The following is an 18,015-nucleotide window of genomic DNA, read 5'->3' as shown; positions in this document are numbered from 1 at the left end:
TGAAAGGTTGGCTGGAGTGTCGGACCGTTCGACCGACGAGGAGCACCCCCAGGGGTTTCCCGTCCTGACAGTCCTCGCGCTGATGGCGGGGATCTTCGCCGTCGGTTCCGAGGAACTGGTGGTCTCACCGCTGCTCGTGAACATGGCCGAGTCCTTCGGCGCGACGGTGGCCCTGATGGCGCTGTCGGTCAGCGTCTACGGCATCGGTACGGCGGTCGGCGCACTGCTCTTCGCTCCGCTCGGGGACCGGGTGTCGCGCAGGCTCAGCCTGGTCGTCGGGATGGTGATGTTCGTCCTGGGCACCATCCTGTGCGCTTCCGCCACGGGGCCGGGGATGTTCTTCGCGGGCAGGGTGCTGGCCGGACTCGCCACAGGTGCGTTCGTCCCCACGGCCTATGCCTTCGTCGGTGACCGGATTCCGTACCAGCACCGTGCCAGGGCCATGGGCATCCTCGTGTCGAGCTGGTCGATCTCGCTCGTCCTCGGCGTGCCGATGGGGTCGTTCGTCGGGGAATGGGCGGGCTGGCGCTGGACCTTCGGGCTGCTCGCGATCCTGGGAGCCCTCGTCGTCTTCGTACTGCTCCTGTTCGGTGGCGGGAAGCCCGCCGGAGCCGAGGCCGGGGCGGCCCCGTCGGGGAAGGCCGCGGAGCCGTCGGAGGAGGGCTGGGCGCGATCGGCTGCCCAGGCGCTCCGTGGACCGAAGGTGTCCGTGTACGTGCTGGCCACCTTCCTGAACATGTTCGCCTTCTACGGGATGTACACCTTCCTCGGCAGCGCTCTGCAGTACCGGTTCGGCTCGGGAAGCTCCATGACCGGCGTCATGATCCTCCTCTACGGGCTGGGGTTCGCGACCAGCTTCCTCACCGGCAGGTGGGCCGACCAACTGGGCAAGGAGAGGGTGCTGGTCGCCCTGCTCGCGGGGCTGGTCCCGGCTCTGGTGGCCATCCCGCTCGTCACCGGGTGGACACCGCTGCTCGTCGTCTGCCTCTTCCTGTGGGGCGCGATGCAGAGCCTGGTCGTCACGCTGCTCAGCACTCTGCTGAGCGAGTGTTCGGCCCAGCACCGCGGCACCATCCTGGCCTTCTACAGCCTCGCGACCAACCTCGGCGTGGCCCTCGGCGCGGCCCTGCTCGGCCCGCTGTTCACGGCGTACGGATTCTCCGCCGTGGGCTATGTCTGCGCCGGGATCACGCTCGTCGCGTTCGGCCTGAGCGGGTGGGTGTACAGGCGTCGCCACGAGGGATCCCCGGATGGCGACGCGGCTCCGGGCACCGGCAAGGACGCGGACAGGGGCCAGGACAAGGACAGGGCGCGCGAGGCGGGGGTTGCGGCACATGAAGACTGAGTTCGCGCGACGGCTCCTCGATCTGCCCAGGAGTTCCTTCGCGACGACCGTGGGCAGGATCGACCAGCTCGTCGGAGCCGGTGAGGACGTCGTCAACCTCTGCCAGGGAAATCCCGACCTGCCCACTCCGCCGCACATCGTCGAGGCCTTGCGCCGCGAGGTGCTCGACCCCGGCACACACCGGTATCCGTCCTTCTCGGGACTGCTCGAGCTCAAGGCCGCCATCGCCCAGTGGTACGAGACGAACCACCAGGTCGAGCTCGACCCGGAGACGGAGGTGGCGATCCTGTTCGGCGCGAAGGCCGGACTGGTGGAGATCAGTCAGTGCTTCCTGAACCCGGGCGACGTGTGTCTGATGCCCGACCCGGCCTTCCCCGACTACTGGGCGGGCGTGGTCCTCGCCCGGGCCCATATGCACCCCCTCCCGCTCCTGAGGGAGAACGGCTTCCTGCCCGATTACACCGCGCTCGACCCGGCGACGTGCGAGCGGGCCAAGCTGATGTTCCTCAACTACCCCAACAACCCCACCTCGGTGACGGCGCCACCGGAGTTCTACGAGGACACGGTCCGCTTCGCGGCCGAGCACGACGTGATCGTGGCGTCCGACTTCGCCTACGGGGCCCTGGGCTTCGACGGACAGGTCCCGGCCTCGTTCCTGGCGACGGAAGGCGCCAAGGACGTGGGCGTCGAGTTCATCTCGTTGTCGAAGATGTTCAACATGGCCGGTTGGCGGATCGGCGCCGTGGTCGGCAACCGTGACGTCGTCGCCGCGATCAACCTCATCCAGGAGCACTACTACGTCTCGCTCCCGCCGTTCATCCAGCGGGCCGGCGTCGCGGCCCTGTCCGGCCCGCAGGACTGCGTCCGGGAACTGACAGGGATCTACGAACGCCGCAGGGACGTCTTCGTGGCCGGGATGCGGGAGGCCGGCTGGCGGATCGACGTACCGCGGTCGATCTTCGCCTGGCTGCCGATACCCGGCGGCGGAGGGTCCGTCGCCTTCGCCGACGAGCTCCTTACCCGGGCCAAGGTCGCGGTGGCGCCCGGCCGTTGGTTCGGGGCGCACGGCGAGGGATACGTACGGGTGAGCCTGCTCGCGCCGGAGGAACGGCTCCGGGAAGCGGTCGCCCGACTGTCCGCGTTCTGGAACGCCACCGAACAGGAAGCGAACGGCCGACCGGCCTGAGGCACAGCCCCCACCCGCTCACCCCCTCACCCATCCGCAGGAGATGCTCCGTGATACGTCATGTCGTGCTGTTCAAGTTCAAGCCCGGGATCGACTGGAACGACCCGCGCGCCGTGGAAGCGGAACGTTCCACCGCCAAGGTGGGCGGCGAGGTGCCCGAGCTCCGCGCGTGGCGCTACGGGCGCAACGTCTCCACCAGGGCGATCGCCTACGACTTCCTCGCCGAGGGGGTCCTGGACGACATGGAAGCGGTCGACCGGTACATCGTGCACCCCTTCCACCAGGAGTCGGTCCGGCTGTGGCGTGAGATCAGCGACTGGGTCATCGTCGACGTCGAGGACGTCGAGGACTGAGCCGTACCGGTCGGTGTCCGGTGCGTCCTAGCGGCGGACCCTGGGCATGCCCAGGCCGATCCACGAGATGATCTCGCGCTGGATCTCGTTGTTGCCGCCGCCGAAGGTGAAGATGACGGCCGAGCGGTAGCCGCGTTCCAGTTCGCCGTGGAGGACCGCGCCCGCCGAGCCCTCCTTGAGGGCGCCGGCGGCGGCGACGACCTCCATGAGGGCCGCGTAGGCGTCCCGGCGGGCCTCGGAGCCGTAGACCTTGACGGCGGAGGCGTCCTGCGGGGTGAGCGTGCCGTGCTGGACGGCGCTCACCATCTGCCAGTTGAGGAGCTTCATCGCGTCGAGCCGGACGTGGGTGCGGGCGAGGGTGCGGCGAACCCAGGGCAGGTCGATGACGCGGCGGCCGTCGGTGAGCGGGGTGGCGGCGGCCCAGCGCTGCACGTCGTGGAGCGCGCGGATCGCCATGGTGCCGTGGGCGGCCAGGGTGACGCGTTCGTGGTTGAGCTGGTTGGTGATCAGACGCCAGCCCTTGTTCTCCTCGCCGACCCGGCGGGAGGCCGGGACCCGGACGTCGTCGTAGTAGCTGGCGGTCGTGTCGTGCGAGGCGAGGGTGTTGATGATCGTGCAGGAGTAGCCGGGGTCGGCCGTGGGGACGAGGAGCATGGTGATGCCCTTGTGGGGCGGGGCTTCGGGGTCGGTGCGGACGGCGAGCCAGACCCAGTCGGCGGTGTCGCCGTTGGTGGTCCAGATCTTCTGCCCGTTGACGACGTACGTGTCCCCGTCCCGTACGGCTCGGGTCTTCAGGGCCGCGAGGTCGGTGCCCGCGTCGGGCTCGCTGTAGCCGATGGCGAAGTCGATCTCGCCGGAGAGGATCCGGGGCAGGAAGTACGCCTTCTGCTCGTCGGTGCCGTACCGCATGATCGTCGGCCCGACCGTGTTCAGGGCCATGAGGGGCAGCGGTACGCCCGCCTGCGCCGCCTCGTCGAAGAAGATGAACTGCTCCATCGGGGTCAGCCCGCGGCCGCCGTACTCGGTCGGCCAGCCGACCCCCAGCCAGCCGTCGGCGCCGAGCCGTCGCACGGTCTCGCGGTAGAAGCGCTTCTGCGCGATCGGGTCCGCGTATCGCGTGTGGACGTCGTTCGGGACCAGCTCGGTGAAGTACGCGCGCAGCTCGGCGCGGAGGCGGTTCTGGGCGGGCGTGTACTCGAGGTGCATGGGGCCTCCCGTGGCGGCGGACCTGCGACGCGCGACGGCGGCCACGGTAGAACGTGTTCCACAAATGCGGAAGCCTCGGGACGGCTCGGGACGGCTCGGGACGCCTCGGAACGGCTCCGGGCAGCCCGCGGCCCCGGCTCGGAGCTGCCGAGCCGGGGCCGACGGGGTGGGGAGGGGTACGGAGAGGGGGCCGAGGCACGCGGCCTACGGCAACAGCTCGTCCATGGAGGCGCGACCCTTCTCCGCCATACGGCGTTCCGCCCAGGCGAGGCTCTTCGGATTCACGTCACGGCCTGAGGCGAGGACCAGGTCCTCGGCCGTGAACTCGCCCTCCGACCCGGCGTGCAGCAACCGGTCGGGCGTCGGGAAGTCCCCCAGGGACGTCTTGTCGGGCTCAGCGTTCATGCCGCCTCCTACGTGTTCTTCCGGCACTGGCCATTCTCGTGTCCGACCACCCGGACCGCATCCGGGCGAGGCGGGGGCCGTGCCCGGGGGGCCCACGGCTGAGGCCCGGCGGGGCCGTGGTCAGGCGCTCGGGCCCGTACGGGGCCGTGGTGAGGCGTCCGGGGGCTCCCCGCCGCCGCGGACGAGTTCCGCGGCCGCCCGGAGGGAGAGCGTGGCGCCCTCCTCATGGTGGTGGGTGTATGCCGCCGCGGGGAGGCAGGCGCGGACCGTCTCCTCGGCGCGGGTCCTGATCAGGGTCTCCGTCTCCGGGCTGAAGGGGCGGAAGCCGCCGTCCGTCGTGGAGCCCGCGTGGGCGTCGTACGCGCCGAGGAGCCGGGCGCCGGTCTCGGCGTCGCCCGGTCCGCCGCGCCCGGCGAACGCCCATGCGCCCGTCGCGAACTGGACGAGAAGGAGGTACGGGGCGACCAGGTGGGCGAGGGTCTCCACGTCCGCGGCGGCGCGCGCGAGGCGCCGCACCGCCCGGTCGTACGGGCCGCCGTCCACGCAGTCCAGCCATGCCCACATCCCGCCGACGAGGCCCCAGAAGAGGGCCGGGGTCGCGTCCCCGAACTCGCCCTCAAGGAGGGAGAGCTGCGCGCGGGCGAGGTCGGTGCGTCCGGTGTCGCCGTAGTGCTGGGCGAGCAGCATCCGCGCGGAGCCCGCGGCCTCGGCGCCCCACTCCCCCGCCTCGTCGGCGGCTTCGGCCAGGAGTCGTTCGGCCTCCGGGTCCCCGTCCGGGCGGAGCCTGAGCCTGGCCGCCGCCAGGCGGGCGGTGAAGACGGGCACCTGGGAGCGCGCGCCGACGCGGGCGGCGGCGTCCGTGGCCCGCTCGAAGTCGGCGGCGGCCTCGGCAAGCCGGCCCGCGCGCTCGTACGCCTCGCCCCGGGCCGCGAGGGATTCCGCGATGCCCCAGGCGTCCGCGGCGGCCTCGAAGAGGGCAAGTGCCTCGGCGGCGGCGGCGGGGCCGTGTCCTACCAGCTTGGCCCGGATGAGGAGCGCGAAGCCCAGGTCCCAGCCGGGGGCGTGGGCGCGGCAGGCGTCGACGATCGAGGTGAGGGTGGCGTCGAGGCTCGGGAGCTCTCCGGTCATGAGCCGTGCGAAGTGCCACATCGTCCCCGGCTGGCGGCAGGTCTGCGGAAGGCCGGGGCGGTACGCGGAGACCAGCGCGTCGAGGCGGGCGCGGGTCTCGGGGTGTTCGAGCGCGGCGGCGCCCTGACCGCCCTGGGTGGCGAGCGCGTAGAGGTGGCCGCCGCGCCGGGCTTCCAGCAGCCGCTCGCCGGTCCACGGCGGCGGTACGTCCGTGCACCGGCCGTCGAACGGCTCGGCGCGGCGGACGGGCTCCTGGAACGGGTCGGGTCCGAGGCGGCCGGACTCCACGGCCCAGGTCCTGGCGTCGATCTGGTGGTTGCGCAGTTGCCAGAACCAGCTGAGGGAGTGGACGAGGCAGAGCGCCTCCTGCTCGTCGCCGAGCGCCACGGCCGTCCGTAGGGCGCCGCGCAGGTTGTCGTGCTCGCGTTCAAGTCGGGCGATGGCGGTGACCTGTCCCGGCCCTCGCAGCTCGGGGTCGGTGCGGCGGGCGAGCTCCCGGTAGTACATGAGGTGGCGCCGCTCGGTCGCGGCCCGCTCCCCGGCCTCGTCGAGCCGTTCCCCGGCGTACTCCGCGACGGTCTCGAGGAGTCGGTACCTCATCCCCTCGCCGTCCGGGACCGGCCCCGGGCCCGCCCCCGTCCCCGGGCCCACCCCCGGTCCTGTTCCCGGTGCCGCCACGACCAGCGATTTGTCGACAAGGGCGCCCAGCACATGGAGCACGTCCGGCGCGTCCCGTACATCCCGGCCGTCCGGATCCTCCCGTCCGTCCGGACCCTGGCCGTCGGCGCACACCCTCTCCGCCGCCGCCGGGTCGCAGCCCCCCGTGAACACCGCAAGGCGGCGCAGCACCGCCCGCTCCGGCCCGTCGAGCAGTTCCCACGACCAGTCCACCACCGCCCGCAGGGTCTGCTGGCGCGGCAGCACCGTCCGGGCACCCGAGGTCAGGAGCCGGAACCGGTCGTCGAGGCGGTCCGCGATCTGCCGCGGCGACAGCAGCCGCAACCGCGCCGCGGCCAGCTCGATGGCCAGCGGCAGCCCGTCGAGACGGCGGCACACCTCCGCCGCCGCCTCGGGGTCCTCCCCGACCGCGAACCCCGGTCGCGCCGCCGCGCCCCGCTCCCCGAGGAGGCGCAGCGCCATCGCCATCGGCAGCGGCCCCAGCGGACGCACCACCTCCCCCGGCACTCCCAGCGGTTCCCGGCTCGTGGCGAGCACGGTCACTCCCGGACAGCGCGTGAGGAGGGCCTGCGCGAGTTCGGCCGCCTCGGTGATCACATGCTCGCAGTTGTCGAGGACCAGCAGCATCCGCCGCCCGGCGCAGTGCTCGACGAGGTCGGCGAACCGGTCGTCGGGGCCGGTCCCGGGGGCGGCGGGGCGGTGCCAGAGATGGGTCTCGCGCGCCCCGAGCGCGCTGAGGACTGCGGCGGCGACCGTGGCCCCCTCGCGTACGGAGGCGAGTTCGGCGAGATGGACCGGGCCGCTGTACGTCTCGGCCGCCTCCAGGGCGAGGCGGGTCTTGCCCACGCCACCCGGGCCGGTGAGCGTGACGAGCCGCCGGTCGTCCCACGCGGCGGCGAGCGCGCCGAGTTCCCCGTCCCGGCCGATGAACGAGGTGAGCCGGGCGGGCAGGGCGGGCGCGCGGGTCGGGACCCCCGGGGGCGGGGGCGGTGTCCCGTCGGTCAGGAGTTCGGCGTGCAGGGAGCGCAGTTCGGGTCCCGGGTCCGTGCCCAGCCGGTCCGCGAGGCCCGCGCGTACCTCCTCGTACGCGGCGAGGGCCTCGGCGGGCCGCCCTGCCGCGCGCAGGGCCCGGATCCGCAGGGCCTGGAGTGGTTCGTCGAGCGGCTGTCCGGCCGCGAGGGCGGCGAGCGGCGCGAGGACCTCGCCGGCCCGCCCGAGGGCCAGGTCGGCGGCGAGCCGGTCGCGCCGCGCCTGGGTGTGCCGCTGGTCGACCCGTACGACCAGGGGGTCGGTGTCCCGGCCGGGCAGGTCCGCGAGGGCGGGGCCGCGCCAGAGCCCCAGGGCCTCGTCGAGTAGGTCGGCGGCGCTCGCCGCGTGCCCTGCGGCGAGGGCGGCGGCTCCCTCGGCGGCGAGGCGTTCGAAGCGGTACAGGTCGACGGCATCGGGCTCGGCGGCAAGCCGGTAGCCGCCGCCGGGGACCGACTCCACCGCGTCCCGGCCCACGGCCCGGCGCAGACGGCCGACGAGGGCCTGGAGCGCCGCCGTCCGGTCCTGGACACGGTCCCCGGCGAGAGCGGGGTCGGCATCGGCGTCGGCGGCCCACACCTGGTCGATGAGCGCGGGCGGGCTCACCGCGCGCCCGCCCGCCGCGGCGAGCGCGGTCAGGAGGGCCCGGAGCCTGATACCGCCGAGGCCGGCCTCCGTCCCGTCGTCGGTACGGAAGGCCTGGCACGGACCGAGAACACGGTAGGACGGCTTCACCGGCCCATTCTGCCCCGCCGGACACTGGTGCCCCACCGGCATTTCCCCGGCCCCCGGCACCCCGGGCCCGGCCGAGGCGAACTCGCGCCACGCCGTGTCATCGCCATGGCGTCGGCGGGGTGCGGGTTCGACAATGGGGAGGATGACCGATGAAGACCGGCCTCCGCGCAATGGCGAGATCGGGCCCGCCGAGTGGCTCGCCATGAACAGGACCGGCAGCTTCGACTGGGATCTCGACACGGGCACCATCGATGTCGACACGTCGGGGCTGCTGGTCTTCGGGCTGTCTCCGGACGCCTTCGACGGGCACCCGGAGACGCTCGTCGCGCGGCTCGCCCCCGAGGAGCGGGCCCGGCTCGACGGGGTCGTACGGCAGGCGGTCACCGGCGGCGAGGTCTCGTACACCGCGCACTTCCCCATCCCGCAGGACGACGGAACACCCCATTGGATCCATGTGCAGGCCCGGATCCTGCGCTCGGCCGACGGCTGGGCCCGGCGGATCGTCGGCGTCGTACGGGACACCACCGCCGAGGTCACCCGCTTCGCCTTCGTCCAGGAACTGGAGAAGCGGCGCGAGGTCCAGACGAGCATCGTCGAGCGGACGACGAACGCCTTGTCGCGCGCGGTGACGGTCGACGACGTGACCGCCGCGCTGACCGGCCCCGGCGGGCTCGCCCGGCTCGGCGCGGACGGTCTGGCGCTCGGACTCGTCGAGAACGGCTCGCTCAACATCATCGCGCTCAGCGGCGAGTCGCTCGACGTGCTCGACGACCTCCGCATCCGCCGTCTCGACCGGGCGCTTCCGCTGGCCGAGGCCGTACTGAGCGGGCGGCCCCGGTTCGTCTCCTCGTTCCCGTCGCTCGGGCAGGACTTCCCCGAACTCGCCCCCTACCTGGCGCAACTCGACTTCCGGGCCGCCTGCTATCTGCCGCTGGTGGCGCAGGCGCGTTCCCTCGGGGGCATGGCCCTCTTCTACCGGGGCCGTACCTCGTTCAACGCAGACGAGCGCAACCTCGCGCTCGGGCTCGCGGCGATCGTCGCCCAGTCGCTCCAGCGGGCGATCCTCTTCGACGAGGAACGGGAGCTGGCGACCGGCCTCCAGGCGACGATGCTGCCGCGCCGCATCCCGGCGATCACCGGCGGCGAGATCGCCGTGCGCTACCACGCGGCGTGGAGCGGCCGGCAGGTAGGCGGCGACTGGTACGACGTGATCCCGCTGCCCCGGGGCAGGGTCGGGATCGTCGTGGGCGACGTCCAGGGGCACGACACCCACGCCGCCGCCATCATGGGGCAGCTGCGGATCGCCCTGCGCGCGTACGCCGGCGAGGGCCACGCCCCTTCGACGGTGCTGGCCCGGGCCTCCCGGTTTCTCGCCGAGCTGGACACCAACCGCTTCGCCACCTGCACGTACGCCCAGGTGGATCTGGGGAGCGGGACGCTGCGGGCGGTGCGGGCGGGGCATCTGGGGCCGCTCATCCGGCACACCGACGGCCGGGTCGGACAGCCCAATCTGCGGGGCGGGCTGCCGTTGGGGCTCGCGACCTTCTTCGGGGACGAGGAGTTCCCGGAGACACGGCTCGACCTCGTGCCGGGAGAGACCCTCGTGCTGTGCACGGACGGTCTCGTCGAGCAGCCCGGCTCGGACATCGAGACCGGGCTCGCCGCGCTCTCGGAGGCGATCGGGAGCGGCCCGCCGCAGGCGGAGGCGCTCGCCGACCACCTCTCCGAGCGGCTGTGGGAGCGCTGGGGCTCGGGCGACGACGTGGCGCTGCTGGTGCTGCGGCGCAGCCCGGACCCGGGCACGCCGAAGGCGCCGCGCATCCACCAGTACATCCACCAGGCCGATCCGCAGGGCCTCTCGGACGCGCGCGCGGCCGTCGGGCAGGCGCTGCGGGACTGGGGCATGCCGGAACTCGCCGACGACGCCGAGCTGATGACGGGCGAGCTGCTCGTCAACGTGCTCCTTCACACCGAGGGCGGTGCGGTGCTCACCCTCGAGGTGCTGCCCGAGCCGGTGCGGCGGGTGCGGCTCTCGGTGCAGGACCGGTCGAGCGCGTGGCCCCGGCGGCGTACCCCCGGCGAGGCCGCGACCTCGGGCCGTGGACTGATGCTGCTCGACGCGCTGGCCTCCCGGTGGGGGGTCGAACCGCGCGGCGAGGGCAAGGCCGTGTGGTGCGAGATCGGTCCGGCGACGGTGCCGACCGGCACCGCGGCGAACGGTGCCTGAGGAGGAGCGTCATGGACCCAGTGGCCGCCCTGAACCGGATCGCGTTCCTGCTTGAGCGGGCACAGGCGCCGGGATACCGGGCGAAGGCCTTCCGTACGGCCGCCGCCGCGGTCGCCGCCCTGCCGGAGGGCGAGGCGGCGGGGCGCGCGGCCGCGGGCACCCTGGAGTCCGTGAAGGGTCTCGGGCCGAAGACGGGGGCTGTGGTGCGCGAGGCGCTGGCGGGGCGGGTGCCGGAGTATCTGGCGCACCTGGAGGAGGAACTGGCGGAGTCGCTGCGTTCGGCCGAGCCGGGGACCGGCGGCGAGGCGCTGCGGGCGGCCCTGCGCGGCGACTGCCACCTGCATTCGGACTGGTCGGACGGCGGAGCCTCGATCGAGGACATGGGCCGTGCGGCGGCGGAGCTCGGCCACGCATGGGCGGTGCTCACGGACCACTCGCCCCGGCTCACGGTGGCGCGGGGTCTTTCGCCGGAGCGGCTGCGGGAGCAACTGGACGTGGTGGCGCGGCTGAACGAGGAGTGGGCGCCGTTCCGACTGCTGACCGGGATCGAGTGCGACATCCTGGAGGACGGCTCGCTGGACCAGGAGCCGGAGCTGCTCGACCGCCTCGACCTGGTGGTCGGTTCGGTCCACTCGAAGCTCCGGATGGACGCGAGGTCGATGACCCGGCGGCTCGAACGGGCGGTGCGCGACCCGCTGATGGACGTCCTCGGGCACTGCACGGGCCGTCTCGTGGCGGGCGGACGGCTGCGGCCGGAGTCCGAGTTCGACGCGGAGCGGGTGTTCGCCGCGTGCGCGGAGGCGGGGACGGCCGTCGAGATCAACAGCCGCCCGGAGCGGCTCGATCCGCCGCGGCGGCTGCTGAGGCTCGCGGTGGCGGCGGGGGCGTACTTCGCGGTGGACACGGACGCGCACGCGCCCGGCCAGTTGGAGTGGCAGATCATCGGGTGCGCGCGGGCGGAGGAGTGCGGGGTGCCGGAGGACCGGGTGATCAACACGTGGCCGGCGGAGCGGCTGCTGGAGTGGACGCGGGCCTGAGGGGGCCGGGTGCGGGGGGCGGGCGGTCAGGCGCGCTGCCAGACGGTGGTCGGGTTGCAGAACTCGCGGATGCCGTGGCCCGCGAGCTCGCGTCCGTAACCGGAGCGTTTGATTCCGCCGAAGGGCAGCGCCGGGTGGGAGGCGGTCATGCCGTTGACGAAGACGCCGCCGGCCTCCAGGTCCCGGACGAAGAAGGCCAGCTCCTCCTGGGAGCGGGTCCAGACGTTGGAGCTGAGCCCGAACGGGGAGTCGTTGGCGACGGCCACGGCCTCCTCGATGTCGCTGACCGGGTAGACCGTGGCGACCGGGCCGAAGGCCTCCTCCTGGTGGATCCGCATCTGCGGGGTGATGCCGGTGAGGACGGTGGGCCGGTAGTACCAGCCGTTCCGGAGCTGCGGGGTCTCGGGACGGTGGCCGCCGCACAGGACGGTGGCGCCGTGGTGGACGGCGTCGTCGACGAGCTCCTCCAGGTCGGTCCTGCCCTGTTCGGTGGCGAGGGGGCCGACGTCGGTGGACTCGTCGAGGGGGTCGCCCACGGTGAGGGCGTTCATGGCGGCCGTGAAGCGCTCGGAGAAGTCGTCGTACACGTCCCGGTGGACGATGAACCGTTTGGCGGCGATGCAGGACTGCCCGTTGTTCTGTACGCGAGCGGTGACGGCGGTCTTCACGGCGCCGACGATGTCGGCGGAGGGCATGACGATGTACGGGTCGCTGCCGCCGAGTTCCAGGACGGTCTTCTTCACCTCGTCGCCCGCGACGGCGGCGACGGCCCGGCCGGCCGGTTCGCTGCCGGTGAGGGTGGCGGCGACGACGCGGGGGTCCCGTAGCACCGTCTCGACGTCGCCGGAGCCGATGAGCAGGGTCTGGAAGCATCCCTCGGGGTATCCGGCGCGGCGGAAGAGGTCACCGAGGTAGAGCGCGGTCTGGGGCACGTTGGAGGCGTGCTTGAGGAGGCCGGTGTTGCCCGCCATGAGGGCGGGCGCGGCGAAGCGGATCACCTGCCAGAGCGGGAAGTTCCACGGCATCACGGCGAGGATCGGGCCGAGGGGCCGGTAGTGGACGCGGGCCACGTCCGCGCCGGAGTCCTGGACGTCGCTCTCGGCCGGGTGCTCGTCGGCGAGCAGCTCCTCCGCGTTACGGGCGTACCAGCGCATGGCCTTCGCGCACTTGGCGGCCTCCGCGCGGGCGGCGGCGATCGGCTTGCCCATCTCGACGGTCATCGTGCGGGCGATGTCCTCGGTGTCCTCGTCGAGGAGGCTCGCCGCGGCACGCATGAGGCGGGCGCGTTCGGCGAAGGAGGTGGTGCGGTACTGGCGGTACGCCTCGTGGGCGGCGGCGATGCGCCGCTCGACCTCCTCGGGCCCGTGGGCCTCGTAGGTACGCAGCGTCTCGCCGGTCGCGGGGTTCACGCTGGCGATGCCCATGCCCTGCCTCCTCCTGCCGTCCGTCCCCGTCTGTGTCCTTGCCCCCGTCTGCACCTGCCCCGGTCCCCCGTCTGCAACCTTCCGCCAAGCACGGCGGAGCGCAACAGGGGCGGGGCGGTGGGGTGACCGGGGGGGTGGGGGCGCGGGGCGTGTCAGGCGGTCAGCCAGGCGAGCGCGCCGGAGAGGTGGGCGCGGAAGACGGGGTCGCGGTACGTCTCCGGGGCGTGCCCGAGGGCGGTGAAGAAGACACGGCCCCGGTCCACGTCCCGGCACCAGACGAGCGGGTGGTCGTCTCCGTGGGTGCCGCCGCGGTAGGTGGACTCGTCGGCCCGGGCGAGGATCCGGACGCCGTCCTGGCCCGCCGGGTGGGAGGTGAAGTTGTACCACTCGTCGGTCCAGGGCCAGCGGTCCGGGAGCGGGGCGGTCGCCGGATGGTCGTGGCCGTCGACGAGGACGACTCCGGGCTGGACCTCGGGGTGTCCGTCGAAGCGGGTGCCGAGCAGTTCGCCGTAGAAGGGCCAGTCCGGTTCGGCGTTCGCCGCGGCGTGGACGGCGAGGAGCGCGCCGCCGCCGCGCAGGTACGCCTCGAAGGCGGCGCGGCCTTCGGGCGTCAGGACGTTCCCGGTCGTGGACAACAACACGACGACGGCACACCCGGCCAGACGTCCGGGGTTGAAGGCACCCGGATCCTCGGTGACCTCGGCCGCCCGCCCGAGCTCCCGAGCGAGCTCCGAGAGCGCGGCGGCGCCGTCGGGGATGGACTCGTGGCGGTAGCCCGTGGTGCGGGTGTAGATCAGGACGTCGGCGGTGGACACGGGGCGGACTCCAGAGGCGGCGGGGCGGAGGACGGACAACCCCCGGAGGGTAAGCGCTTTCCCCTCCCGTCGACCGTAGTCACCGAAAACACCGCGCCGCAACCCCCGCCCCTCCGGCACACACGGGGGCGCCGGCGGTCTGATCCCGGTGGCACCGACCGGCCCGTGATCCGTTGTCGGATCGGATACATCTCTGTATCTTTTGGCGCGCCGTGCCCCACCCGCTCACCGAGGAGCCGTCATGAGCACCGTGCCTCCCGCGCTCGCCGCCGTCGTCGGGGCGTTGCCCGACGGGGTGGTCCTGCCGCTGCCGCCCACCTTCGGCTCCGTCGAGGAGGAGCGGCGGTACCGCAAGGAGCAACTCGCCGCCGGGTTCCGGATCTTCGGAAGGTTCGGGTTCTCCGAAGGGGTCGCCGGGCACATCACCGTCCGCGATCCCGGCGAACCGAACGCCTTCTGGGTCAACCCGTTCGGCATGAGCTTCGGTCAGATCAAGGCCTCCGATCTCATCCTGGTGGACCACGAGGGGACCGTCATCGAGGGGCGCCGGCCCGTCAACCGGGCCGCGTTCGTCATCCACTCCCGGGTCCACGCCGCCCGGCCGGACGCGGTCGCCGCCGCGCACTCGCACTCCCTTCACGGCAAGGCGTTCTCCAGCCTCGGCATCCCGCTCGCCCCGATCACCCAGGACGCCTGCGCGTTCTTCGAGGACCACGGGATCTACGACGACTACCGGGGCGTCGTGAACGAGACCGAGGAGGGCGAGCGGGTCGCCAAGGCCCTCGGCGACCACAAGGCGGTCATCCTCAAGAACCACGGCCTTCTCACGGTCGGCCACTCCGTCGCCGAGGCCGTCTGGTGGTTCGTCACCATGGAGCGCTCCTGCCAGGCGCAGCTCCTCGCGATGGCGGCGGGCACTCCGCAGCCCATCGACCGGGAGACGGCCCTCCTCACCCGGGGCCAGGTCGGCGGCCATCTGGCCGGCTGGTTCCAGGCCCGCCCGCTCTGGGATCAGATCACCGCGTCCGACCCCGACCTCTTCGACTGATCCGCCGGGGCGGGGATCTCCCGCGTCGACGCCTCCAGGAGCGGGGCGAGGAACTGCCGTTCCAGGCTGCCGGGCGGCAGCGCGTCCGGTTCCACATAGCTCTGCGCGAGACCCCCCTCGCGCAGGGCGATGAGGAGCCGCGCGAACCGGTCCGCGTCCACGATCAGTTCGCGCCCCGCCCGCCGCAGCACGAGCGTGATCCCGCGGGCGATCTCGGCCCGCAGCCGCTCGTCGTGGCGGGCGAGCACCCAGGCGGCCTGCGGGTCGCGGATGGCGTGCAGGGTGAACTCGGTGGTGACCAGGTACCAGTCCCGCTCGTCCGCCTCGACGCGGGCGGCGAGCTCCGCGAGCCGCGTCAGCGTGTACTCCTCCGCCGACAGCGCGTCGATCGCCTCGGCCAGCCGTCGCACGGTCCGGTCGCTGTGCTCGTCGAACAGAGCGAGGAAGAGTTCCTCCTTGCTCGCGAAGTTCGAGTAGTACGCGCCCCTCGTGTAGCCGGCGCGCTCACAGATCTGCTCGATCGTCGTCGCGTGGAAGCCGTGCTCGGCGAAGGTCTCCAGGGCGGCCTTCAGGAGCGCCGCGCGGGTACGGGGCCGCCGCCTGGTGACACCTTTCGGCACGGGTGCTTCCTCCTTCGTCGGGCGCCGCTGCTGCGGCGGACGCCCACCCTACCGGCGGTCCCATCCCGGGCACGGATGAGCACCGGCGGATAAAATTCACCCATGGGAGAGCGACCCGTCGCGCCTGCGGCGCCTGACCTGATCCTCGAGATCGCGGGGGACGCGACGCGCATGAGTCCCGGCCGCGTCTACCGCGTCGGACGAGACCCCACCAGCGACGTCGTCCTCGCGGACGCACGGGCGTCCTGGCATCACGCGGTGCTCAGCGCCACCGACGGCCACTGGACCCTTGCGGACGAGGGCAGCACGAACGGCACCTACACGGACGACGGCCTGCGCGTGGCCGGAACCCGGGAGGTCCGCCCCGGGACGGTCGTACGGTTCGGGCACCCGGAGGACGGGCCGCGCGCGGTGTTCTCGGCGGCGTCACCGTCGGCCGTGCCGGGCCCCCACCCCGTACCGGAACCTCCGGCGGTCGTACCGGATACGCCGGCCGCCGTACCGGAACCCCCGGCGGTCGTACCGGATACGCCGGTCGGCGTACCGGAACCCCCAGTCGGCGTACCGGAACCTCCGGCCGTACCGATGTCGCCGCCCGTACCGGAACCCCCGGCCCCCGTACCGGATACGCCGGCCGCCCTACCGGAGCCCATCGCCCCACCTCAACCGCCCCCCGTACGGGAAGCGCCACCCCCGCCGCCTCGGCCCGAGTCCCCCCGGCCCGAGCCCTTCCCGCCCGCGGCGGCCCCCCGGCCCCCTTCCGTCTCCCATCCCGCCGCCACCGGTACCTTCCGGCGGCCGACCTCCGTGCGGCCGCTGCCCGCGCACACCATCCGGATCGGCCGCGCCCCCGAGAACGACGTCGTCGTCTCCGACCTCGTCGTCTCCCGGCGGCACGCCGAGCTCCGCGCCCAGCCCGACGGTACGTACTGGATCCATGACCTCGGCAGTCACAACGGCACCTTCCTCAACGGCGCTCCCGTCGTCGACGCCCGGGTGACGCCGGAGGACATCGTCGGCATCGGCCGCTGCGCGTTCTGCCTGATCGGCGGGCAGCTCGTCGAGTTCACCGACACCGGCGAGGTCTCCCTCGATGTCCAGCAGCTCGCCGTCACCGTCGACCACGGCCGCCGGACGCTTCTCGACGAGGTGTCCTTCCCGGTGGGCCAGAAGTGCCTGCTCGGCGTCGTCGGGCCGTCCGGCGCGGGCAAGTCGACGCTCCTGGGCGCGCTCACCGGTCAGCGCCCCGCCGACCGGGGCACGGTGCTCTACGACGGCCGTGACCTGTACCGGGACTACGCCGAGCTCCGCCAGCGCATCGGGCTCGTCCCGCAGGACGACATCCTGCACCTCCAGCTCACGGTGCGCCGCGCCCTCGGTTACGCCGCCGAGCTGCGCTTCCCCGAGGACACCGTCCCGGCCGAGCGGCGGGCCCGGGTGGACGAGGTGATCCGCGAGCTGGGTCTCGTGGAGCGCGCGGAGCAGCCGATCCACAGTCTCTCCGGCGGCCAGCGCAAGCGGGTGAGCGTCGCCCTCGAGCTCCTCACCAAGCCGTCGCTGCTCTTCCTCGACGAGCCGACCTCCGGCCTGGACCCGGGCATGGACCGGTCCGTGATGCACATGCTGCGCGGGCTCGCGGACGACGGGCGCACGGTCGTCGTGGTCACGCACAGCGTGCTCAGTCTGGACGTGTGCGACAGGCTGCTCGTACTCGCGCCGGGCGGTCGGGTCGCCTACTACGGGCCGCCCGGGGACGCCCTCGGCTTCTTCGGTTACGAACAGTGGCCCGAGGCCTTCGAGGCCTTCGAGAACGACCGGTACCGTGACTGGGCCGGCCAGTACGGGTCCTCGCGCTTCCACCGCCGGTACATCGCGGACGCCACGGCCCGCCCTCTGGTCCCCGTACCCGGGACCGGGACAGGAGCCGGGGCCGTCCCGCCGCCGGAGCCCGCCCCGCCGCCGAAGGCGCAGAGCTGGGGCTCGCAGCTGCGGACGCTCGTACGCCGGTACGCGGCGGCGCTCTCCGCCGACCGCACCTTCCTCGCCATCATGATCGCGCTGCCGTTCGTGATGGGCGCGATGGCCAGGGCGCTCTCGGAGGGCAGCCTCAACCCGGAGTCGACACTGAACGTGCTGCTCATCCTGTGTGTGGGCGGCGTCCTCACGGGCGCGGCGAACGCCGTGCGCGAACTGGTCAAGGAGCGCACGATCTACCGGCGCGAGAGAGCCGTGGGCCTGTCCCGCTCCGCGTACCTCGCCTCCAAGGTGGTGGTCCTCGGCCTGATCACGGTGGTGCAGGCGGTCGTCCTAACCCTGGTGGCCCTGATCGGCGTGCCGCTGAACGTGCCCGGCGGCAAGGGCGTCCTGCTGCCTCCGCTCGTGGAGATCACGCTCGCCGTCGCGCTCCTCTCCTTCACCGCGATGATGCTCGGCCTGCTCGTCTCGGCCCTCGTCCGCAAGGAGGAGGTGACGATGCCGCTGCTCGTCCTCCTCGCCATCGTGCAGGTGGTGTTCTGCGGGGCGCTCCTGACCGTACGGGGCACGCCCGTCCTGGAGCAGCTGGCCTGGTTGGTGCCCTCGCGGTGGGCGTTCGCGGCGATGGGCGCGACGATCGACATCGGGAAGGTCGCGCCGAGCGACAAGACGGCTGATCCGCTGATGCACCACACGGCGGAGGCCTGGTTGTTCGACATGGGCATGATGGTGCTGCTCTGTCTCGTCCTCGGCCTTCTCGTGGCCCGGCTGCTGCGCCGCCACGAGCCGGTCGTCATGCGGAGGTAGG

13 protein-coding genes are annotated in these 18,015 nt (G+C 73.0%); 7 read left to right on the top strand and 6 right to left on the bottom strand.

Going from position 1 to position 18,015, the window contains the following annotated elements:
• The first annotated feature begins 16 nt into the window (after positions 1-16).
• The 3 genes from ACIRB7_RS11915 to ACIRB7_RS11905 are packed head-to-tail and all read left to right on the top strand — an operon-like array spanning position 17 to position 2,884.
• Complete coding sequence (locus ACIRB7_RS11915) at positions 17-1,345, top strand: MFS transporter (RefSeq protein WP_403595961.1); 1,329 nt, start codon at positions 17-19, stop codon at positions 1,343-1,345.
• The gene (locus tag ACIRB7_RS11910) at positions 1,335-2,531 is read left to right on the top strand and encodes an aminotransferase class I/II-fold pyridoxal phosphate-dependent enzyme (RefSeq protein WP_403595958.1); all 1,197 of its coding nucleotides are present in this window, start codon (positions 1,335-1,337) and stop codon (positions 2,529-2,531) included. The genes ACIRB7_RS11915 and ACIRB7_RS11910 overlap by 11 nt, the downstream gene beginning before the upstream one ends.
• A 50-nt stretch (positions 2,532-2,581) precedes the next feature.
• The gene (locus tag ACIRB7_RS11905; protein WP_403595955.1) at positions 2,582-2,884 is read left to right on the top strand and encodes a Dabb family protein; all 303 of its coding nucleotides are present in this window, start codon (positions 2,582-2,584) and stop codon (positions 2,882-2,884) included.
• Positions 2,885-2,911: 27 nt separating this feature from the next.
• On the opposite strand, the gene ACIRB7_RS11900 is transcribed toward ACIRB7_RS11905, so the two are convergent.
• From ACIRB7_RS11900 to ACIRB7_RS11890, 3 genes are all read right to left on the bottom strand, one after another.
• Positions 2,912-4,090 carry an acyl-CoA dehydrogenase family protein gene (locus tag ACIRB7_RS11900; RefSeq protein WP_403595951.1) on the bottom strand — a complete coding sequence of 393 codons (1,179 nt, stop codon included), beginning with the start codon at positions 4,088-4,090 and terminating at the stop codon, positions 2,912-2,914.
• Positions 4,091-4,294: 204 nt separating this feature from the next.
• Positions 4,295-4,495 carry a hypothetical protein gene (locus ACIRB7_RS11895; protein WP_030216321.1) on the bottom strand — a complete coding sequence of 67 codons (201 nt, stop codon included), beginning with the start codon at positions 4,493-4,495 and terminating at the stop codon, positions 4,295-4,297.
• A 120-nt stretch (positions 4,496-4,615) separates the two neighbouring features.
• Entirely contained in the window at positions 4,616-8,104 is a 3,489-nt protein-coding gene (locus ACIRB7_RS11890) for an AfsR/SARP family transcriptional regulator (protein ID WP_403595948.1), read from the bottom strand.
• Between the two features lie 100 nt (positions 8,105-8,204).
• Between ACIRB7_RS11890 and ACIRB7_RS11885 the strand changes: the two genes are divergently transcribed.
• On the top strand, positions 8,205-10,289 hold the full coding sequence (locus ACIRB7_RS11885) for a SpoIIE family protein phosphatase (protein WP_403595946.1): 2,085 nt from the start codon (positions 8,205-8,207) through the stop codon (positions 10,287-10,289).
• 11 nt (positions 10,290-10,300) lie between these two features.
• On the top strand, positions 10,301-11,326 hold the full coding sequence (locus ACIRB7_RS11880; RefSeq protein WP_403595943.1) for a PHP domain-containing protein: 1,026 nt from the start codon (positions 10,301-10,303) through the stop codon (positions 11,324-11,326).
• Positions 11,327-11,352: 26 nt separating this feature from the next.
• Here the strand turns inward: ACIRB7_RS11880 and ACIRB7_RS11875 are convergent, their stop codons facing one another.
• Positions 11,353-12,750, bottom strand: coding sequence for an NADP-dependent succinic semialdehyde dehydrogenase (locus ACIRB7_RS11875; protein WP_403595939.1), 1,398 nt, complete (start codon positions 12,748-12,750; stop codon positions 11,353-11,355).
• A gap of 152 nt (positions 12,751-12,902) precedes the next feature.
• On the bottom strand, positions 12,903-13,565 hold the full coding sequence (locus ACIRB7_RS11870) for a ThuA domain-containing protein (RefSeq protein WP_403595936.1): 663 nt from the start codon (positions 13,563-13,565) through the stop codon (positions 12,903-12,905).
• 241 nt (positions 13,566-13,806) lie between these two features.
• Between ACIRB7_RS11870 and ACIRB7_RS11865 the strand changes: the two genes are divergently transcribed.
• Positions 13,807-14,613: a class II aldolase/adducin family protein gene (locus tag ACIRB7_RS11865; protein ID WP_403595933.1), complete on the top strand. Its 807-nt coding sequence runs from the start codon at positions 13,807-13,809 to the stop codon at positions 14,611-14,613.
• Here ACIRB7_RS11865 and ACIRB7_RS11860 read toward each other — a convergent pair.
• Positions 14,577-15,233: a TetR/AcrR family transcriptional regulator gene (locus tag ACIRB7_RS11860; RefSeq protein ID WP_403595930.1), complete on the bottom strand. Its 657-nt coding sequence runs from the start codon at positions 15,231-15,233 to the stop codon at positions 14,577-14,579. The genes ACIRB7_RS11865 and ACIRB7_RS11860 overlap by 37 nt on opposite strands.
• A gap of 102 nt (positions 15,234-15,335) precedes the next feature.
• Here ACIRB7_RS11860 and ACIRB7_RS11855 point away from each other — a divergent pair, with 102 nt between their 5' ends.
• Positions 15,336-18,014, top strand: coding sequence for an FHA domain-containing protein (locus ACIRB7_RS11855; RefSeq protein WP_403595927.1), 2,679 nt, complete (start codon positions 15,336-15,338; stop codon positions 18,012-18,014).
• Position 18,015 lies beyond the last annotated feature (1 nt).

The organism is Streptomyces sp. NPDC093795, assembly GCF_044764665.1.
GTDB lineage: Bacteria > Actinomycetota > Actinomycetes > Streptomycetales > Streptomycetaceae > Streptomyces.
This window is presented reverse-complemented; position numbering and strand designations above follow the sequence as displayed.